Origin of the sequence: Leptospira gomenensis (assembly GCF_004770155.1) — a bacterium.
GTDB lineage: Bacteria > Spirochaetota > Leptospiria > Leptospirales > Leptospiraceae > Leptospira > Leptospira gomenensis.
Map to the genome: position 1 here is coordinate 76,145 of NZ_RQFA01000015.1, position 19,445 is coordinate 95,589.

The window sequence follows — 19,445 nt, forward strand, 5'->3', positions numbered from 1 at the left end:
GCATTTTTCGATACCGGAATTTCTGCGTAAATCATCATTTTATCATACGAAACTCGTTTTGCCCGGAAGAGAACCGCGGCCAAGGGAAAAACGATCGGATACTTCGCGGATTTTTGTACGGATTTAAATATTATAAAATTTGAATGTTTTTTATTTTTGATCGGGACGAACGGGCGACCAAGAATCGAAATCCGACCGTTCGGATTCGGAGATTTGAGGAAAGAAAACATCGTATCCCGAATTCGTATTCTGTAGTAGTTGCGCGGAACGATTTTTCGGGAAGAAGGTTCGTTTTGACGCGTTTAGGAATTCCCCGTTTTTATATATCTTCTTGTTTGCGATTTCGGACAACGTTCCGTTTTTTTTTCGCGGTTCGTTTCGATTCGACCCTGAAAAAGTAATATTTATTTATAAACCAAAGTTTCGGTTTTCGTTTCTTTTGTTCTTTGATTTTTAAAAATGCTTGACTTTGTCGTTATCTTTCTTTCATTCTCCACTCCTAAGGAATTCTTGTGTTCTTTCTTCGGCAAATGATTCATCTTTCTTTTTGGGGAATGTTGTTGTTCTACATTTCCTGTCCTTTCGTTTCTTTGTACGCCGAAGTCAGTTCCTATTCGTTCGATTCCTTTTTGTCGGATGGTTTGGAACAAGCGGATCGCGAATACGAATCCGAGTTTTTATTTCGCGGTTCCTCCGTTTTTTCCCGCGACGACGATTCCCGTTTTTTTTCTTCGTCTTTCTCTTCTTCGTTTGTTTCTTCCCGTTTCCGTGTTTGGCGTTCGTTCGTTTCCGGCGGACGATTGGCGGGAAAACGTTCCGCGGTTTCGCACTCTACTTCTACTTCTACTTCCGTTTCCGCTTTGCGATCTTGGATCTTATCCTCTTCGAGTGCGAAGTTCTCCGATCGACGCGAGTTGTTGGATGCGGATGATCCCGTCTTTTTTTATCTGGAAGAAAATCGACGTCTGTCGTTTCAGTGGGACTTCTTTTTGAACGTTACCTGCGATCCTAAAATTTATCTTTCTAGGATTCATAGTTTTGCGAATTCTTCCGGTTTGGAACACGGCTCTGCGTCTCCCGAGAATTCGGACGACGGTTTCGGTTTTTTCGCCGATTGTTTCGCGGCCGTTTTGCGTCGCGGTTCGTCGGATTCGTTTTCGGATCCGTCGTTTCGGTGTGTGAACCGTTTCGAATCTCGTTCCGGGTTCGTCGCGTTTTTGCCTTCGTTTTTTTCCGTAGAGGATCCGGACATCGTCCTTTCTCTGCTTAAATTCCATCGTTATTTGTCTTTACTGTTTCATTTTCCTCCAAATTTTGCCAAAGGGTTGATTTTACTATGTTGAATCCAAATTCCTCCAGATCTTTTTCCGTATCGCCGAACGAAAATTCCCCCGCCTATTTTTTAGATAATTCGAATATTCCATTTTTTGCATACAGAAGGCTCCGTTCCTTGTTCGACAGGGGAATCGGTTTTTTACCTTCTCGTTTGTCCCGTTTCCGTAAGTCCGTTCCGCTCGGTTCCGCGTCCGTTTCCGGTCCGCGTCCGGACGGCGAAGTGTTCGTTCGGGAGGCTTCGGATCTTCTCGCCGGTAAAATCAGAGTCGCGTCTTTGGCCTCGGGGTTGCGTTGGACCAAGGCGGTCGCGCTTCCGATGGTTTTGGTTTTTCTTTTCGAATTCGCGGTCGTTCCGTTTTTCGAATTTTCCTCCCTGGCTGCCGATCCTTTCGACCTGAATTTTGAAAACAAAAACAAGGCCAAGGGTAGACTTGAATCCTACTACAACGCGGCGGAAAAAGCGACCGACGCGACGCAGTGGCAAAACGTCGTGGAAAGCGGCAAACGGATCCTGGGCGCGGAATGGGAAGCCAACGCCAACCTAGAGATCGAAAAGGAACTCAAAAAATTCACGGGCACGTCGGCTGCCAGGGAAGAACTGAGGATTCAACTTCAGGATCAGAAACGAACCGTAGCCATCCGTTGGGAAGAAGATCTCGAAAACGAAATGTTGGAAAAACGGGGGGCTTGGAAGGCCAATCGGAACAAACAGGATTTCGAATCCTATTTCACCACGGATAAAAAAAAGGAAATCCGTACTGCGCTGGAAAATCTGGTCAAGGCCGCTGACGCCGCCAAAAACGCGGCGACCGGTGATGCTAACACGCGTTTGGCGGCTTGGGACGGGGCGATCCAATCCGGGATTACTGGTGTGAGAGCGCTCTGGGAAAACAATATCGTTTCGATCAAAGGTTCGATTTTGGGTTCGGCCTCCGCGGTCGAATTGTCCGGTTTGGAGAAGATCGAGTTCGAAAAGAAGTTAAACGAAATCGAGGCTTACTACAAAAATTATTTCAATCTCGAAGAGAACGGCGTCAAACTTCCCGCGCGTCAAAGTCTCGTTAAATCCTTGAATCGCGACACGGACATCGCGATCGCTCAGGAACAGGATCCTACCAAACTCACCGAACTTCTGATCGAAAAGACCAAACAAGAATTGGATCCGGCTTCCGGTCAACTTTTGTCCAACTTGGACGACTTCGGAGATCTTCCTTCGAACTACGAAGACGTTTCCGGTGAAAATCCGCAGGAAAAAATTCTACAAGCCCTTCAGAACGGTCAGGCGTTGTGGGACGAAGCGATCGAACGTTTGATCGTTAAAAAACTGGAATACGATCGTCAAGCCGAAGACAAACGAGTTCGCAACGAGGACAAATGGTCCAAGGCGTACTACGCCCTTTTGGAAGCGAAGGCGAAGTGGACGCAGGAAATCGACAAACAGATCCAAGACGGTCTGAAAAAATGGGACGAATCCGAACTCAAACTCAAACAGAACAAAGAGAAAGCCCTTCAGGAACTCAATCAATATCTTTCCGTGAGTCAGGAGCAATACGTCGCCCATTTGAGCGGGATGCAGGGTACGATCCTTTCCAGCGCGGATACGATTTCTTCCATCGTCTCCAACATCGCTTGGTATCAGGATCAGATAGACAAGGAGAACAAGAAATCCCCTCCCGACGCGGCCTTGATCAACACGTATACGATTGAAAGAAACAAATGGTCCGCGCTTCAGACTCAGTTCCGTCAATACGTCGCGTCGGTTCAGAATAAGATCCACGACGAGGACATTCTCGGCAACAACGGAGGCTCGGGAGTTTTGAACGACAACGGTTCCTCTTCCGACCCGTATCTTTACAGCTCCGCGGAATTCGAATTCCGTTTGGCGAAAGCGGAACTCGCCGAGATCGAAAAGAAAAAAGCGAGGGCACAAGCGGTCGTCAACTACGCGGAAGCGAACGTGAACGTAGCCAACATGGCGTCGATCCAGTCGGAACTGAACACGGCTAAATCCGCGTACGAATCCAGACAAAACGCGTATCTCGCCTTGCTCCAACAACTGAACGGCACAAGTCCGGTCGTCGGTGGTACGACGGGGACCGATCCGAATTCCGGGAGTTCCACCGGTAGTTCCGCTCCGCCGGCGAACACTTCTCTTTCGGAATTGGAAGCCGCGAAAAAACTGGCCGAGGAAAAAAGCGCGGCGCTTGCGGTCGCCCAGTCGGAACTAGCCGCCGCGAGAAAACGTTTCGACGAAGCGAAACAACTTCAGATTTTGGCGCTGAACAATTCCCCCGAAATGTTGGGCGATATCGGCTCTCTAAACACCGACGCCGCCACCTACGATCCCAACAATCCGAACGGCGGTATCAAGTTCGAAATCTATCAAGCCGATCTGCAAATTTCCGAAGCTCGGGAGAAGTTGAAGGAAAACGAGAAGGTTTACTTCTCCAAAAACTACAACCAAACCAACGCGCAACGCACCGAGGATTTTTTCGGAGATCTTTGGAACAGGATCCAATCCTTCGAAACCGGTAAGGAAAAACTGAAACTTTTGGAAGACGCGGTTTCGGATTCCGGCAGAACACTTTTGCAAAAAGTGTCGGATCTCCTCCGTCCGGATAACACCGTTTTGGTGTCCGTGTTCGGCAATCAAGGCGCGGCCCAGGTCAAGGCGCAGCTTCAATCGTTGACGGACGCTCTCGCGAAAAAAGTCAGGGACGAACAGAACGGTAACGTGGAAAAGGAAAAACTTCCGTTCGCAGTTGAGAAGTTCTCCGCGAGTCTGGATCCTTTGGTCGTTCAGTCGGACAATCTTCTTTCACAGTTCGACGATGCGGATAAGGGTCAGTATCAGGCCTTCCATTCCAAGATGAACGAGATCTCCTCGTTTTTGGGTTCGTTTTCCTCTTCTCTCAACGTTAACGGCAGTTATCTGCAATTGGACGATTTCAACGTTTGGAAATCGGGGCTTTCGGATTCCTTAGGCAAATGGGGTGATCAGTTGTCCGCCTTTCAATCCGCCAAGTCGGATTTCTCTCAGGCCTTGAACGTGTATCGTACGTATGCGACGGCGCATCCCGGTGCGGAGGCGAGTTTGGAATTCCAACTCGAAATCCAAAAGGTCACCGTCGCGTTCGGCAAATACCAACAGAAAACTTCGGATCTCCAGGCGTATTGGTCCGAACTTTCGACCAGATCCTCTCATATCCGTTTGGAGGCTTTGGATCGTCTGCAAAAAGCGAGAACCCTGGTCGATATGTCCACCCTGGATATGAATACGAGAACGAATTTGAAATCGCAGATCGATTCGTTTCGATCCTCGTTTTTGAAAAAGAACGCGTCCGGTCAGGACATTCCGGACGATATCTCGTCTTTGATCGCGGGCACGGGGCTTTCGTTCAGCGGGGCGGCCTCCGCGTTTTCCAACTATTCCTCCCAGTATTCCAATTACAGAAACACGATCGACGAAAGAAGCGCGATCCTCGGCGGTATGAGTTCGATCCTTACGCAGGCTTTGGAAAGTCAAAGGGCGAACGTAACCGCGCAGAAGGCACAGCTCGGTTTTCTTTTGGACGAAGACGGCGACATCGAAGATCTGCAAAATACGGTGAGCGGTGTGGAAGAATCCGCAAAAATCGAAGCCGCTAAACTGGACGCGCGTGTCGCGGAAATCCTTTTCGAGAAACTGGGCAATTTAGGTTCCGATGCCGCCGATCGTAAGTTGGATCCGATTTATCTCGGTTTGTCGAACGAGATCAACGAACTTTATTCCAATTTTTCCGGTTCGACGGATTCGATTTTGGAAATCCGAGCGCGTAAGATCGCCCTCGCGTATCTGAAAAACGCGTCGCAATCCATTTCGCAGACGTTTATGAGTAATTCTGAATATTCCAAATTTAAGGCAGATCTTGCGAAGACCAGGGACCGTACGCTGGCCACTCTTTCCTTTTACGAGGACGATCACGGTTTTCTCGACGAAGACGACCGTTTTGCGTTCCGTCTTTCCGACGACGAATCGGAGAGAAGAAAGGCGAGCGAATATTTCAGCTTCGGCAGTACGTTCGTTTTCGCGAACCAGGTATTTCAGGAATCCTCGGTTTGGCTGAATTTGGCGGGTAGCATGAAGGGTTTTTCGGACGCCGTAAAATCCGGCGCGATTTTGAGCGGTCTTCGGGACGATTTTTTCAACGCCCAAGAATCGGATGCGTCCGGTCTTTTTCAGGAATTGATTTCCGCGGCGGGTGTAGGTTCGTATTCTTCCGTGGATTTTTACAAGGATTCGATCCGGAGTCAAACGGGTCCGGACGTCGTGGATTCCGCTAAGATCGCGCAGAAAAAAGCGGAGTTGGCGGCCTTGCTCGCCGGGATCACCGATCCGCAGGCGCAATTGGCGAAGTTGATCCAGACGGGGGACCTGAGTTCCGTCTTCGGTTTGTTGACCGGGACCAACGTTCAACAGGATCTGGTCGCGTGGCAAAAAGAGATCGCCGACGCAAACGCCCTGTTCAACAATTTGGACGCGAACCTGCAAGGTCCGATCGCGAACCTTTCGTCTCAGTTCGATTCTTTATTAAACTTTTTTAATTCTCCCGCGTTTTCGCAAATGCAGTCCTTTGCGAACGATATCGTGGCCTCGATGGACGCATTGAAAAACCTGACGGATTCCAATCTCCCGATTTACGATCCGGTCGCGGACGCGGACGGGAATTCTCCGTATGTGGGAGCTCCGGATCAGGACGGGGATCCTGTCGGTTCTCCTTCCTGGAATCCTACGTTTTTGGACGTCAACGGCAAACTTCCCTGGGAATCGGGGTATCGTTCGGATCGTCTGCGGTTTTCGGTCGCTTGGACTCCGACGTATCGGGACGCGAACGGTAAGGTTCCGGGGGATGCCGGTTACAACGCGGGCAATTTAAGAATATTAGGTTATTCGAAACCTCTTGAGGATTTGGATACCTCCGCTTTGACCGCGAAAAAGAACGCGTTTTTGTCGGAACTCGCCCAGTTGAATTCGATCAAATCCAACGCGCAGTCCAAACTCGCGGTTTATCGTTCCAGTTTGAACGCGCTTTCGGCTTTCCGCGCGGCGCATCCCTCCGATTTTGCGACCGCCAACAACGGGCAATATCTTTCTTTGGTGCAGCAGCTGAGAACCGACGGTCTGGCTCTCGTAGGAACTCATTCGTCTACGGTGGCTTTTCTGGGGAACGTTTCCTCCAAGTTTCAGGATCTGAGGTCGGAACAACAATTTCTGACCCGTCTTTCGAAACAGGCTTTGGGTCTTCCGATCGATAAGATCCTCGTTCCTCAGGTCGCGATCGGTTTTACGTTTCCTCCTCTGCCCGCGGATCCCCTGGAACTTCCGCTTTCGAGCCCGTTACGGTCGGATATTTCGACCGGGAATCCGGGCAATTACTTCGTTGTTCCGACCTCCTCGAGGAACATCGTCCAACAAGTGGCCCGTTTGGACTTTGCGAAATTCAAGGAGACGAGTCAGTTCTCCGACCTCGGTTCCAACGGCTCTTATTTTTTCTCGTATAACTTGAGTTCGGCGAACTCCGGTCTTTCGGCCGCGGCCCAGTCGGTTTCGCTGAAAGTGGACGCTTGGGTGAGCGCGCTTCAGGGAAAGGACGCTCCGTTGAACGCGTTGGCCGGTCGTCTGGACGATTTGAACGATCGGATCGTTTTTTACGCGGCGGGTTCCGGTCCGAATCAGATCGGTCAAAACGATCTGGTTGCGATCGTCGCGAATATGAGGGATTTCCTTCTCCAAAAATCCCTGGAAGGCGTGGAGTTTAACCCGGCGCTCAAACAGATGGTGGAAGCAGCGGGTGCGTTTACGGACGAAATCGAAAATATCCAGTTTCTCCAACAATATCCGAGCACGGACAAGGCGGTTTCTTTCGCCAATTTGACGGCGGCGCAGGAAGCGCAAAAGACCCTGTCCGCGGTCGCGTCCCTGTCTTCGGATTTGAGTTCCTTTCTTTCCGGTAATCCTCCGATTTTTTCCAATCTGGGGCAGGTTCAGTCTCTATTAGAAAAGTATGAAATTCTTAAGAACAAACCGATGGATCAGGCGAAGTTCGAGTCGGAATTCCGCTCCAAACTCGGAGACGCGCATTGGTTGAACGCGTTTCACGTCTATCGGGACAAACTGGCCGCGGCGGAGGCTTTCTTTTCCCCTGCGACCCAGGCCAAAATCGACCGTCTCAAAGAGAACAGTTGGGATCTGTTTAAACGAAATCTCGCGAACGCGTATCTTTCGAACCGGGTCGGTAATCCGATTTTGACGGAATTTTTGGACGAACTTCGCGCGGGTAAGTTCAGCGTTCTGGTTCCGAACCAGGGTGCGGTGGAAATCGATTCCAAGTTTTTGGGTAAGGCGATGTCCGACGCCCAGATTTTGGAAGTGGGCGATTATCTGAAACCGTTCGACGCGATGGCTACGGTTCAGAGACAGGGTTTGGTTTCGGATCTGAATACGTTTTTGTTGAACTTCGATCCGGATATGCGCGACGAGTTGAAATCGGTTTCGCTCGTGAATCAGTTTGCGACGATCCGTTCGCAGATCGCCCAAGGTAAGGTTTTTCCGGATCGGGACTTGCCCGCCGAGTTGAAGGACTTTGCGTTGATCGCCTCTTTCGAATTTTTTCTTTCGAACACAAAACAGGAAACCACCGTTTTGGAAGGAACCACCTCCGTGAAAAAAATGGTCGCCAAGTTCGATCCGTCGAGCGCGGATTCGAGACGGGCCGCGATGTCGGAGTTTCTTCTGAAACTGGGTCCGGTTCATAAGTCCGGTCCGGACGGTTCTCCGGTTTTGGATCCTTCGAGACAGGCCGAGATTGAATCGCTTACCAACGGTTATCTGGCGAACTACGGTTCCAAAAACCCTTCCAGCTTTTTGAACGTGCAGATTTTGAAGGACTTTGAAGCGCGTAACGCGTATTATGCGGAAAAAGATCTCAGAATTTCGCGTAACGCCGATCCTTCCACGCCGGCGGATCAGAGAAGGGACGAACTGAGTTACGACGATTTGTCCGCGCTCCGGGATTGGATCGTGGAAGCGAAGTTCGATCCGAGTACGGAATCGGCGATCGTGGAGTCGGCGAGGATGGACTTTCTTCTTTCCCATTATCTCGGCGAGGACACGGAGGATGTGAGCGCGGAGGACTTGGCTAAGAATCCGGATCTTGCGAATTTTTACGGCTCGGGCGGTTCGGGTTATTTCAGTCAGATGGACGCGTTTTTTGCGAGCAAGGGTTTGGCCGTTTTGTCGGACGCAGAAAAGGACCGGTTCCGTCTTTTGAGTTCGGGCACCGCGGACGCGTGGGGGCTTTGGCAATACGACCCTTCGGGTCTGATTTCCCGGGAAATCTTTATTCAAAATTTTGAATATGCCGACGAATACAAGGATCTTACGTCCTCGCTCGGCGACGAATCCATCCGTTTGAAGAAGGAATTGGCGGACGCGGATCGGGACATCCGCAAGGAAAAGTTCGTCTACGACTACAGAAGCGGTCTGATCAAGTTCAACAGTTATCAGTCGTTTTTGGGGGTTCCCACCGACAACGTCGCCTCCGACGTTTTGACGAACGAATCCCTGGCGATCCAGGGTCGTCTGCGGGAATTGGAGATGGACGCCGAACAGAAGTTAGGCGGTCTTTTCAACCTTTTGGAAAATCATAGAAGTCTCGTGTTCGACGGGACTCCCTTGGAGGACGCGCTTCCCTCCGATCCGATTCAGACCAAGGCGGATTTGAACCCGGGTCTGCGGACCGCGGCGAAGGTGATGAGTTCGTCGTATTCCCTTTCCGACGGGGTTTTGTCCCGGGATGCGAGCGGCAACTTCGCGTTCGAAAGCGACTTTGCGAACTTGAAGGCGAGATTGGATCAGGCGTTGAACGTCGTTTCGCCGGGTTCGGTGGATTACGATAAATACGCGGATACGATCAACAGTCAGAGCGGTTTGATCGGCACGTTGAAAAACACGATCAAAACCGCCGGTCAGAGTTATGCGGTGCTTAAGGGTATGCTTTTGAACGGTGTGAATCCGCAAGCGGAACTGAACGCCGCGACCGTGGCGTTTAACGCGGCCAACGCCCTCATCGAAGGCCCTACGGGTTTGAAAAAACAATTCGAAGACGCCCAGGCGGCCGTGACCCTGAAACAATCCGAATATCTGAACAAACAACAAGAGGTGAGCGACGCGTACAACCTCATGCTTTCGGCTCAGGACACTTTCAATCAGAAAGCGGCGCTTTTCGATTATGCCACTTTATTAGAATATTCTAAACATAATATATATCAAGCGGAGAATAATAATCCGGCTTCGGCGGACGGTTCGGGTATTCCTGCGGGTTACATCGATACTCCGAAAAAACTCGCGTTGGATCGTTTGGCGGCGGTTCAAAAGGAATTAGACGAGAAACAACTCCAAGTGGCCGCGTTGGAAAAGAAACTGGCCGCTCAGATAGGCGTAGGCGATTTGAACGCGTATGTTCAAAACGAAAAACAGGAAGCGGAGAAGTGGGCGCTGCTTGCGGTGAAATTCAACACCGCGGAGTCGCTCTTGCGTCAGAAGGTCGCGGATCTGAAACGTCAGATAGGCAATCAACAGGCGCGTTTCGATCAGGCGATGGACGGTTTGTACGGGATCGCTCCTCCGTTTTCGAAACAGTCGGTCGGTATGTTGGATTCGTTGGAAGGCTCGCTGAATTTCGACGGTGCGTCGTATCTCAAAGCGGAACAGTGGAACCGGGACCGCACGCGTATGGCGGAAGGTTTTCTTTCCGGCCGTATCGGCACGATGGACGTGATGACGGCGTATCAATGGGATTACGCCCAGGGTTTGAACGCGGAGATGCAACCTTTCAACCTGAACGAGTTTACGAATCGTTGGGGCGGAGTTTTGAACAACGCTTCCTTTACTTCTCTTCCGAAACGCACGAACGAACACATGAATTCGATTCTTTTTCCCGCGCCGGAAACGAGAGGTTTCCGTGCGGGCGCGGGCTCCGGTCCGGGTTCGGCCTCGTCGTACGAAAATCAATACGGCGTCGCCCTCAACGTGCAGACGATGGCCCAGGTTTTCTTTTTACAACAGTTGGATCTGGTCTGTATGGGTATGTGTCTTTTGACCTTCACCTACGTGAACGAGATCAACACCTACAACAACAATAAGAACCAGGTGGCGACCTCGGTGGATTCGATCAAGTCGGAAGCGGCTACGCTGAAGAGTTTGTATTCGCAACTGCAAGAGTTGACCGACGTGGACGACACCAATCAACTTTTGAGCGTGTTGGGTCGTCCGGAGTTCGGTTTAACGTCCGCGGATTTGGCGATGATAGAAAGGTCCAATCCGGCGAGCAACAGTCTGAAAGACCTCGTCTGGAAGTCGAGCGCGGATTCGCTTTCTCCTTTGTCGTTTAACGATCTTACCGGTAGCGACGGTCTGCGTTTGGCTCAACAGAAGGCGATCCACGATCAGTTCGGCAACTATGTCCGCGCGGGGGAATTCGCCGCGGGTTCGACGTCCGCGACCACGGAAAAAACGGATCAGTACGGTCGTCAGACCGCTTTGATGGTCGGTGCGGACGAATTTTTGGACGCGTTAGGCGTGCTTGCCGAGGCGCAGTATCATGTCGCGAGGGACGCGTATTACGCGAAGGCCGAAGGTTTTGTGAAACAAGTGGGCAGCGGCGCGGATAAGATCGCCGTGAAGGTGGACGCGAAGACCGTTCTTCAGGATCGGGAACAGTTCACCGCCGATTTGATGAAGAAGATCACGCGCACGACGAACGGGGAAACGGTTGCGCTTAACGTGGAAACGGCGATTTACAAATCCGTTTTGAACGATTATATGGGCGAGTCGGGCGTAGTGTCGCAGATTTTCAACGCCGAACTGCAACAAAGAGCGGATCAACAGAAACTTCAATGGGATTTGAAGGAAAAGGAATTTTACGATTTAAAGGGCGATTGGATCCAGAACGTGAGTTATCTCAAACAAACGGGCGTTAAACGCTGGGAGAACATGGTTCAGGAGTTTCAATCGAAGTGGTCGGGTTGGAGAGCGGACTTTAAGGCGGAACACGAGGCGAACCAGGCGGTTTTTCTAGAACGGATCGAAAGCGCCGTGGTTAAAAAAGAAACTTGGACGAAGGACTTTCTTCAGAAGAGCAGCGAACAAGCGGACGAGTTGTCTTTGCGGCAGATGTACGATTCGATTGCGGGTATCGTGAGTGCGATGCAGGAGAATTTACCCCAGGGCGTGAACGTCAACGTCAACGTGAACGACATTCTCTCCAATATCCTTTCCAAACAACCGGGTAGTATTTCGGCTTCTTTGATCGATCGGGCTTCGAACATCGATACCAACTTCTTTTTGAACGAGGTGAAAAAATACAACTTCAACGACAGCGGCGTGAAGGAAAAGTTTAAGAGTATGATGCAGGATATGGACAAGTTGTCCCAGAACCTGATCATCCTCCAGACCTTGGAAAGTTTGCGTAGTTTGCCGCAGTCGTTTGCGGAGACGATCAAGACGCAGAACACGGCCACCGATCAACAGTTGGACAGCACGATGGCCTACGGAGGTTTTGCGCGCGTGGGTGCGATGTATGTCCGTACGATCAAAACGGCTTCGGGCGGGGACGAGGTGCAGACGTTAGCCACGTATGTTCCGTTTTTCTACGATCCTCCGAACAAGTTTCCTTCGGTGAAGGATTCGAACGGAACGGTTTGGGATATGGGAAAACCGGACGCATTGATCAACGGGGACAAGGTTCCGAGTCCGAGCGATTTGACGGTGATGGTTCGTTTGGCGAAGAACCAGATGGGCGCTGACTTTAAGAAGGTTTTTAATCCCGCCAAAGAACACAACTACGAAGCGGAATTGGGTCTGTTTAATCCCGCAGACGCGATGGACGCGTACAACGACTTTGTGGAAGGCGTGACGAGCGGTGACAGCGTTTCCTGTATGAACAAAAAAGCCGAGGATTGTGTGAAGTCCGCGGTTAACTCGGGCTTTCTTGTAGGAAACGTTCCGGATGGAGCGTATGGAGTGGCGCAGTTCGGTCAGTTTTACGCGATCCTTTCCGCCAAAAAGGAAATGGACAAACGCAAAGGTAAGATGGATGCGGCCCGCAAACGCAAGTCGGGAGGAATGGGCCGTTTTTACAATCAGTTGGGCACGATCGGAGAGGGCTTGGGAGAAGCCGTAAAGGGCTTTGGACAGATGGTAGTGAGCGGAGCGAAAGCATATCATGAAATGATGATCGGTAATTTCAACTCGGCAAAGAGCGATTTGAAAGCGGCCGGAAAAGCCGGCGAGCGAGGTTTGCAAGGCGCCATGTATGCCGTATCCGGCGTGTTGGACTTTGTGGCGTTTGCCGTAGAGACAGTGGCTGAGGCGGGTCTTGCGTATTTTAGTTCCGGAATATTGAATATGCAAAATACCGGTTTAGACGGTAAGTTTGCGGAGGCGAACTACGAGTTAGACAAATTAAAGAATCGTAATAAAAGCCAAGAGCAGTTAAACCAATTGGGGGTTCGTACCGGTGCGGAGATGTATGCGAACGATGCGATGTTGGACAAGGTTGTAAGCACAACGTTAGCAGTAACGGGTATCATCGGAACGATCCTTTCGTTTGTTCCTTTTCCTCCCGTAGCAGCGGCAGGAGCTACGATGGCGATCGGCTCAGCAATCGGGATGGCGGCTTGGAAGAGCTTTCGAGGCACGTATGAGGGTGGTGCTGCTGGAGCGATGGCAGGAGTAGCGAGTGCTGGGATCAACTACGCCTTGGAGAAAGCGAGCTTAGGAGCTGTGAACGTGAACCTGAGCTACAGCTATGCTGGCGGCTTTGGAGTGGGAGTGAACGTAGGAGCGGGTCTTGCAGCTGGAGTGAGCTACAACGAGAAGAGCGGCTTTGGAGTGAGCGCAGGAGTTGCGGGTAACGGAGTGTCATTGATGTATACGGAGAACTTCGGCAAAGGGGATGTGAGAGCGAGCCACGGCTGGCAGGCTCAGTTAGGCGGCTTGGAAGTGAGCTACGACAACTTATCCGGTTATTCGGCGAGTTTTCAAGCGGCGAGTACGATGTTCGGAGATACGAATTTAAAGATGACGAGCTCGCTTACGTGGTCCGAGCAGAACGGCTTTAACGGTTCAATATCTTACAACTTTCTGACAAAGGAGCAGATGGCTAAGGAAGCCGCGAAGCATGCTCAGAAGAACACGCAACAGAATCAAGGGAATCTGTTCTTGAATATCATGGACGGTTTGGGTTACAACTTGGGTGGTAGAGAAGGTGAACCTACGTTATGGGACAATATCCAAGGAGCGTTCACCGGAGCTTGGCACCAACTCACGAACCCACTGGAGACGTTAGGCAATATCGGGAACGGTTTTAGAAAACTTGGGAAAGGGCTCGCCGGTTTGGCTTCGGATGCTTGGGATGGGATTAGTGGGTTGTTTGGTGGGAAAAAGCCTGATCAAGTTGTAATGATGCCCGCAATGGGAGAACAAGTTAGATCAAGAAATGGAAATGTTAATCAATCATATAATATTCCTGTTTTAGAAAGTGATGGTTCTAACTATAAGCCAAATTATCCGAAGGATAAAACTGAGACTTTTGATCTTCAAGTGGATAGGGCAGATTTAAAAAATCTTGAAGGAATTGTTGAAAAATTTAAAAAAGAAATGCTCAGTGCTTGGAAAGACTCAAATCCTGATAAGCCAATTAGCAAAAGAAAGGAGCAAGGATTTTTTATATATAAAGACGATAAAAGTAATGAATTATTTATTGTAAGGAATGGTGTCAAAAGTGTAGATTATAAGACAATGAGTGTGCCTAAAGATTTACCTATTATTCCCGGAAAAAGCCCTGTGGCATTTTTTCATACGCATCCAAATACCCGAGGTGAAAATTTATCTCCTATTGCGTCTCCAAATGACATGCATAGAGCCGACGTTGATTGGAAGATACCTGTGATAACGATGTCTCCTGAGGGAACTTCATTTTACGGGCCTCAGGTGAATTATCAAAATTACTAATATGGGAGAGATTGAATTTATATGAACTTTGTTAATCGTCTGTTTTCAGGACTTCTTTTCTCGACTGTAGGATTCGCAGTGTCAGGAGTTGAATTGAATCGAAAGTTGAATGCTAAAGAAAAGGAATTGGTAAAGATTTATGAACAGTATTCAAAGGCAAATTGGTATAAGCCGTTTACTAATATTAAATATATCGTTCAGATAACAGAGGTTCTTAATTGTTGGGATCCTTATGAAGAAATGTATGATCCAACAATAAAAAATAAACTTTCAAGCCATTTAAATAAAGAATGTTGGCGGATTACTTATGAATTGCCTGAAGGCTATATGGGGGGAACTCCAGTTGTCTTTATTGATAAAAAGACAATGCAGGTTCTGCATGCGTACGGGACCCAGTAGATCACGCGCATCATTTACAGAAATCACTGCTGAACCATGTTTAAAGTTTGTGCAATAAGACCTACGCTGAACGCTGCAAATCCTGTTGTGACTGGTATGAAAATGGGGAAGTGCAGTGTATGTGCACAAACACCCCGCGAGCGATCGATGCGTGGTCAAGTTATTGGTATTAGGGAAAATGAATATTCCAAAAGCAGTATTCAATAACTTGACCGAAGCGGAGAGCGCGACCCGGCGCAACACGGCGTTACGCGTCTCTACGGATCGGCTTCGCAGGGACGCGGCCGGAGAAATCGTAGGACGGTAAGTTTGCGGAGGCGAACTACGAGTTAGACAAATTAAAGAATCGTAATAAAAGCCAAGAGCAGTTAAATCAATTGGGTGTTCGTACCGGTGCGGAGATGTATGCGAACGATGCGATGTTGGACAAGGTGGTAAGCACAACGTTAGCGGTAACGGGTATCATCGGCACGATCCTTTCGTTTGTTCCTTTTCCTCCGGTAGCAGCGGCAGGAGCTACGATGGCGATCGGCTCAGCAATCGGCATGGCGGCTTGGAAAAGTTTCCGAGGCACGTATGAGGGTGGAGCGGCCGGCGCGGCAGCTGGAATTGCAAGCGCTGGGATCAACTACGCACTGGACAAAGCGAGCTTAGGAGCTGTAAACGTGAACCTGAGCTACAGCTATGCCGGCGGCTTTGGAGTGGGAGTGAACGTAGGAGAGGGTCTTGCAGCTGGAGTGAGCTACAACGAGAAGAGCGGCTTTGGAGTGAGCGCAGGAGTTGCGGGTAACGGAGTGTCATTGATGTATACGGAGAACTTCGGCAAAGGGGATGTGAGAGCGAGCCACGGCTGGCAGGCGCAGTTAGGCGGCTTGGAAGTGAGCTACGACAATTTATCCGGTTACTCGGCGAGTTTTCAAGCGGCGAGTACGATGTTCGGAGATACGAATTTAAAGATGACGAGCTCGCTTACGTGGTCCGAGCAGAACGGCTTTAACGGTTCAATATCTTACAACTTTCTGACAAAGGAGCAGATGGCTAAGGAAGCCGCGAAGAATGCTCAGAAGAACACGCAACAGAATCAAGAGAATCTGTTCTTGAATATCATGGACGGTTTGGGTTACAACTTGGGTGGTAGAGAAGGTGAACCTACGTTATGGGACAATATCCAGGGAGCGTTCTCCGGTGCTTGGCACCAACTTACGAACCCACTGGAGACGTTAGGCAATATCGGGAACGGTTTTAGCAAACTTGGGAAAGGGCTCGCCGGTTTGGCTTCGGGTGCTTGGGATGGGATTAGTGGGTTGTTTGGTGGGAAAAAGCCTGAACAAGTGGTGATGATGCCCGCAATGGGAATGCCTATGGACGAAAAAGATTTTATCAATCAAGTAGGCAAAGACAGAACTTTGGAAAATATTATCACTGGCAATATAGATCCGAAAAGTCCGCAAGGGATGCAGATGATTATGGCATTGGAGGAATTAGGTTTACTTGATCAAACAGTGAAAGCGACAAAGGGAATCCCGAGCGACTCGACTGATCAATTACCTGAAGATATGAAGAAACAATTACTTAGTACAGCCGATCGTTTAACAGCAAAAAGCCAAGATGGTTCGATTACTGCGTCTGAGTTAAGTTTACTAAAAGGTATTTTCAATACTTTTAACAAATATGGTATTGATCATCCGGGGATGTCGATGGACTCTGATAGTAATATTTACGTCGGAGGGAAGCCTAAGTCTTCTAAGCCGTATGAGAGCTCAGTTACACCAATGACTGACGCTGGAAATGCGATGCAACCGGGTGCGACGGTAAAAGACGTTTTAATTAACATGGCCGAGAGATCCGGAGACGGAACGAAGGCGTTAAGCGTTTATGGAAAATTTTTTGGAGCCATAGGAGCTGCGTTTAGTGCGTTGAACGTTTATAAGATTGGTGATGAAATTTTTACTGCAGGAAAAGCAACTAATAGCCAAGTTGTAGATGGTATTTGGAATACGGCTGGTTTTGCTATGCAGTTAGGTTTACTTGGAGGTCTCAGTTTTTTAACTCCATTGGTTCTGGGGCATGCGGCGATATCGGTTGGTTTATACTTTGCAGATCAGTATTACAAAGAGAAAACTGGTAAAACAACGCTTCAAAATTGGTTCGATTATTAATGAAGATAATAATTCCTTTAATAGATACCTACCGGCAAATTTACACAAATTGCCGGGAGGATATGAGTATAACTCTTTCTAGAGTTGTTGCATCAATAGGGACCAGCGTGGAAGTGCTGGCCCTTTATATGTTTATGGAATCGCTGTGTGTGTTATTTGCGCCGAGTTTGCGAGAAACATTGATATTGAAAATTCGGCATTTTTTAAATATCCAAATCGCGTTTGGTCTGGTTTTTTCATTTCTGTTTTTGATCGGTAGTAAACAGCGTCTTATTGACTTTGAAACTGGTGAAAATTATGCGAAATATTCAAAGAAAACCGGATTTTATAAGTGGGTTGTATTGTATTTAATATCGTTGCCGATTATTACATTCTCGATTATAATATTTAGATATTATTAGCTGTGCAGTTCACCTTCTCCGTGAAACCCAAATTCGAAAGTCCGGAAATCCGGACTCTCGAAAAACGGTTAACACAAGCCGCAAAGGATCATTGAACCATGTTTAAAGTTTGTGCAATAAGACCTACACTGAACGTTGCAAATCCTGTTGTGACTGGTATGAAAATGGGGAAGTGCAGTGTATGTGCACAAAACCCCCCGCGAGCGATCGAGACGTGGTCAAGTTATTTGCATGAGAGAAGTTTAATGCAGTAACGATGAAACAGAATAACTTGACCGAAGTTGAGAGCGCGACCCGGTGCTCTTTTTCGTTTCGGTGCAGCGTGTAAGAAAAGATGCAGAGCGTCCGGGACGCGGCCGAAGAAAGCGAGCTTAGGAGCCGTGAACGTTAACGTGAACCTGAGCTACAGCTATGCCGGCGGCTTTGGAGCAGGAGTGAACGTAGGCGGTGGTGGTTTAGGCGCTGGGGTCAGCTACAACGAGAAGAGCGGCTTTGGAGTGAGCGCGGGTATCATGGGTAACGGAGTGTCTTTGATGTATACGGAGAACTTCGGTAAGGGGGATGTGAGAGCGAGCCACGGTTGGCAAGCTCAGGTCGGTGGTTTGGAAGTGAACTACGACAACTTATCCGGTTATTCTGCGAGTTTTCAGGCAGCGAGTGCGATGTTTGGTAACTTGAAGATTAGCACTGCGCTCACTTGGTCTGAACAGAACGGTTTTAACGGAAGTGCTTCTTACAATTTCCTGAGCAAAGAACAGATGGCTAAGGAAGCAGCGAAGGGAGCTCAGAAGAACCAAGGGAATCTGTTCTTGAACATCATGGACGGTTTGGGTTACAACTTGGGAGGTAGAGAGGGAGAACCTACGTTGTTGGACAATATTACCGGTGCTTTTTCTGGAGCTTGGAATACGGTGAAGGGAGCTGGGAATTGGATCGGGAACAAGGCTTCGAGTGCTTGGGACGGGATTACGGGGTTGTTTGGAGGGAAGAAGCCTCAACAAGTAGTAATGATGCCAGCGATGGGAACTGATTATAATGAAAGTTTAACTATTTTCGATCCTTCGAAAAATGAAGGAGCTCCACCTACTGGTTGGGTCGAAGGTGACGATGGTAAATTTTATCATCCGAATTCGGAAGAAGCCTGGAATATAGGCATGAGACAGGCGGGTTTTGATGGTGTTGAGTTGGTAGTCGATAAAAAAACTAAGCTTATGAATCAAGTAAAAACGGCTTTAGCATATCATCAAATGCTTCAAGAAGGAGCGGATTTGAATGATGATCAAATGGCTTATTACAGGAATACTTTAAGAAGTTTAAATGCTCAAGGCATTGAGGTAGATGGTTTCTTGTTGAATAAACCAATTGAAGTTACGGGTAAAAATCCTACAGGTGAAAATCGAGTAAAAGGAATTGCAAGTGCATTGGATGCCTTGAACATTCCCCAAGGAATTAAATCTGAAATTATGGATGATGCTATTAGAGCTGCAGTAGAAAATGGGGATGATGTCTCTGGGCTTAAAGGTTATTCAGCGGGTATGAAGGTATTCGGAGCCGTGGGTAATGCCGCTTCGGTTGTTTCAACTTTAGTTGATGTCCAGAATCGCGGTTACTGGAAGAACAGCGAAATATTTGATGCTGGATTATCCGGTACTACATTAGGTTTGGTTGTAACAGCTATGTTTTTACCTACTGTTCCGTTATTGACTGTCGCAGCCGGGATGTTTTCGGTCTTTGGATTGGCATATGCCGGAGCAAGTTTAATTTACAAATACAATAACTCTAAGGGAAAAACTCTTTCGGAGATGCTATTTGACAGGAAGGAATATTGATGTATATTAAGGCATTTAAATTATCGTTTTTGAAGCATTGGAAAAATGAAGTCGAATATTACAAAACGAATAATGTTAACAAAGCACGTTGGTTAACTTTTGTTACTTACTTGCCTGTTCCAATATTTCATACATTCTTTCTACTGGAATTTCTGAACAACTTTTTTAATAACATATATAAGCAATTTATTGCTCCAATTATAAAAATTCCAAATTTAAATATCTATTCGATTATAGCATATTTTATATTTGTTAGTTTATTCTTTAC

7 protein-coding genes are annotated in these 19,445 nt (G+C 48.4%); all 7 read left to right on the forward strand.

Annotation, left to right across the window (positions count from 1 at the left end; all coding sequences use genetic code 11):
• The first annotated feature begins 530 nt into the window (after nt 1-530).
• Complete coding sequence (locus tag EHQ17_RS03780) at nt 531-1,343, forward strand: hypothetical protein (RefSeq protein ID WP_135594828.1); 813 nt, start codon at nt 531-533, stop codon at nt 1,341-1,343.
• The gene (locus EHQ17_RS03785; protein ID WP_246057370.1) at nt 1,337-14,389 is read left to right on the forward strand and encodes a coiled-coil domain-containing protein; all 13,053 of its coding nucleotides are present in this window, start codon (nt 1,337-1,339) and stop codon (nt 14,387-14,389) included. The genes EHQ17_RS03780 and EHQ17_RS03785 overlap by 7 nt, the downstream gene beginning before the upstream one ends.
• Nucleotides 14,390-14,410: 21 nt before the next feature.
• Nucleotides 14,411-14,788, forward strand: coding sequence for an NTF2 fold immunity protein (locus EHQ17_RS03790; protein WP_135594830.1), 378 nt, complete (start codon nt 14,411-14,413; stop codon nt 14,786-14,788).
• A 178-nt stretch (nt 14,789-14,966) separates the two neighbouring features.
• Complete coding sequence (locus EHQ17_RS20250; protein ID WP_281276508.1) at nt 14,967-15,095, forward strand: hypothetical protein; 129 nt, start codon at nt 14,967-14,969, stop codon at nt 15,093-15,095.
• Between the two features lie 70 nt (nt 15,096-15,165).
• A complete protein-coding gene (locus EHQ17_RS03795; RefSeq protein WP_135594832.1) occupies nt 15,166-16,947 on the forward strand; it encodes a hypothetical protein in 1,782 nt (593 codons plus the stop codon).
• A gap of 793 nt (nt 16,948-17,740) precedes the next feature.
• Nucleotides 17,741-19,177, forward strand: a complete 1,437-nt coding sequence (locus EHQ17_RS20080) for a hypothetical protein (RefSeq protein WP_246057371.1) — start codon at nt 17,741-17,743, stop codon at nt 19,175-19,177.
• Nucleotides 19,177-19,445 (forward strand): hypothetical protein (locus tag EHQ17_RS19930; RefSeq protein WP_135736136.1); only part of this gene is annotated, 269 nt, incomplete at its 3' end. The genes EHQ17_RS20080 and EHQ17_RS19930, both read left to right, overlap by 1 nt.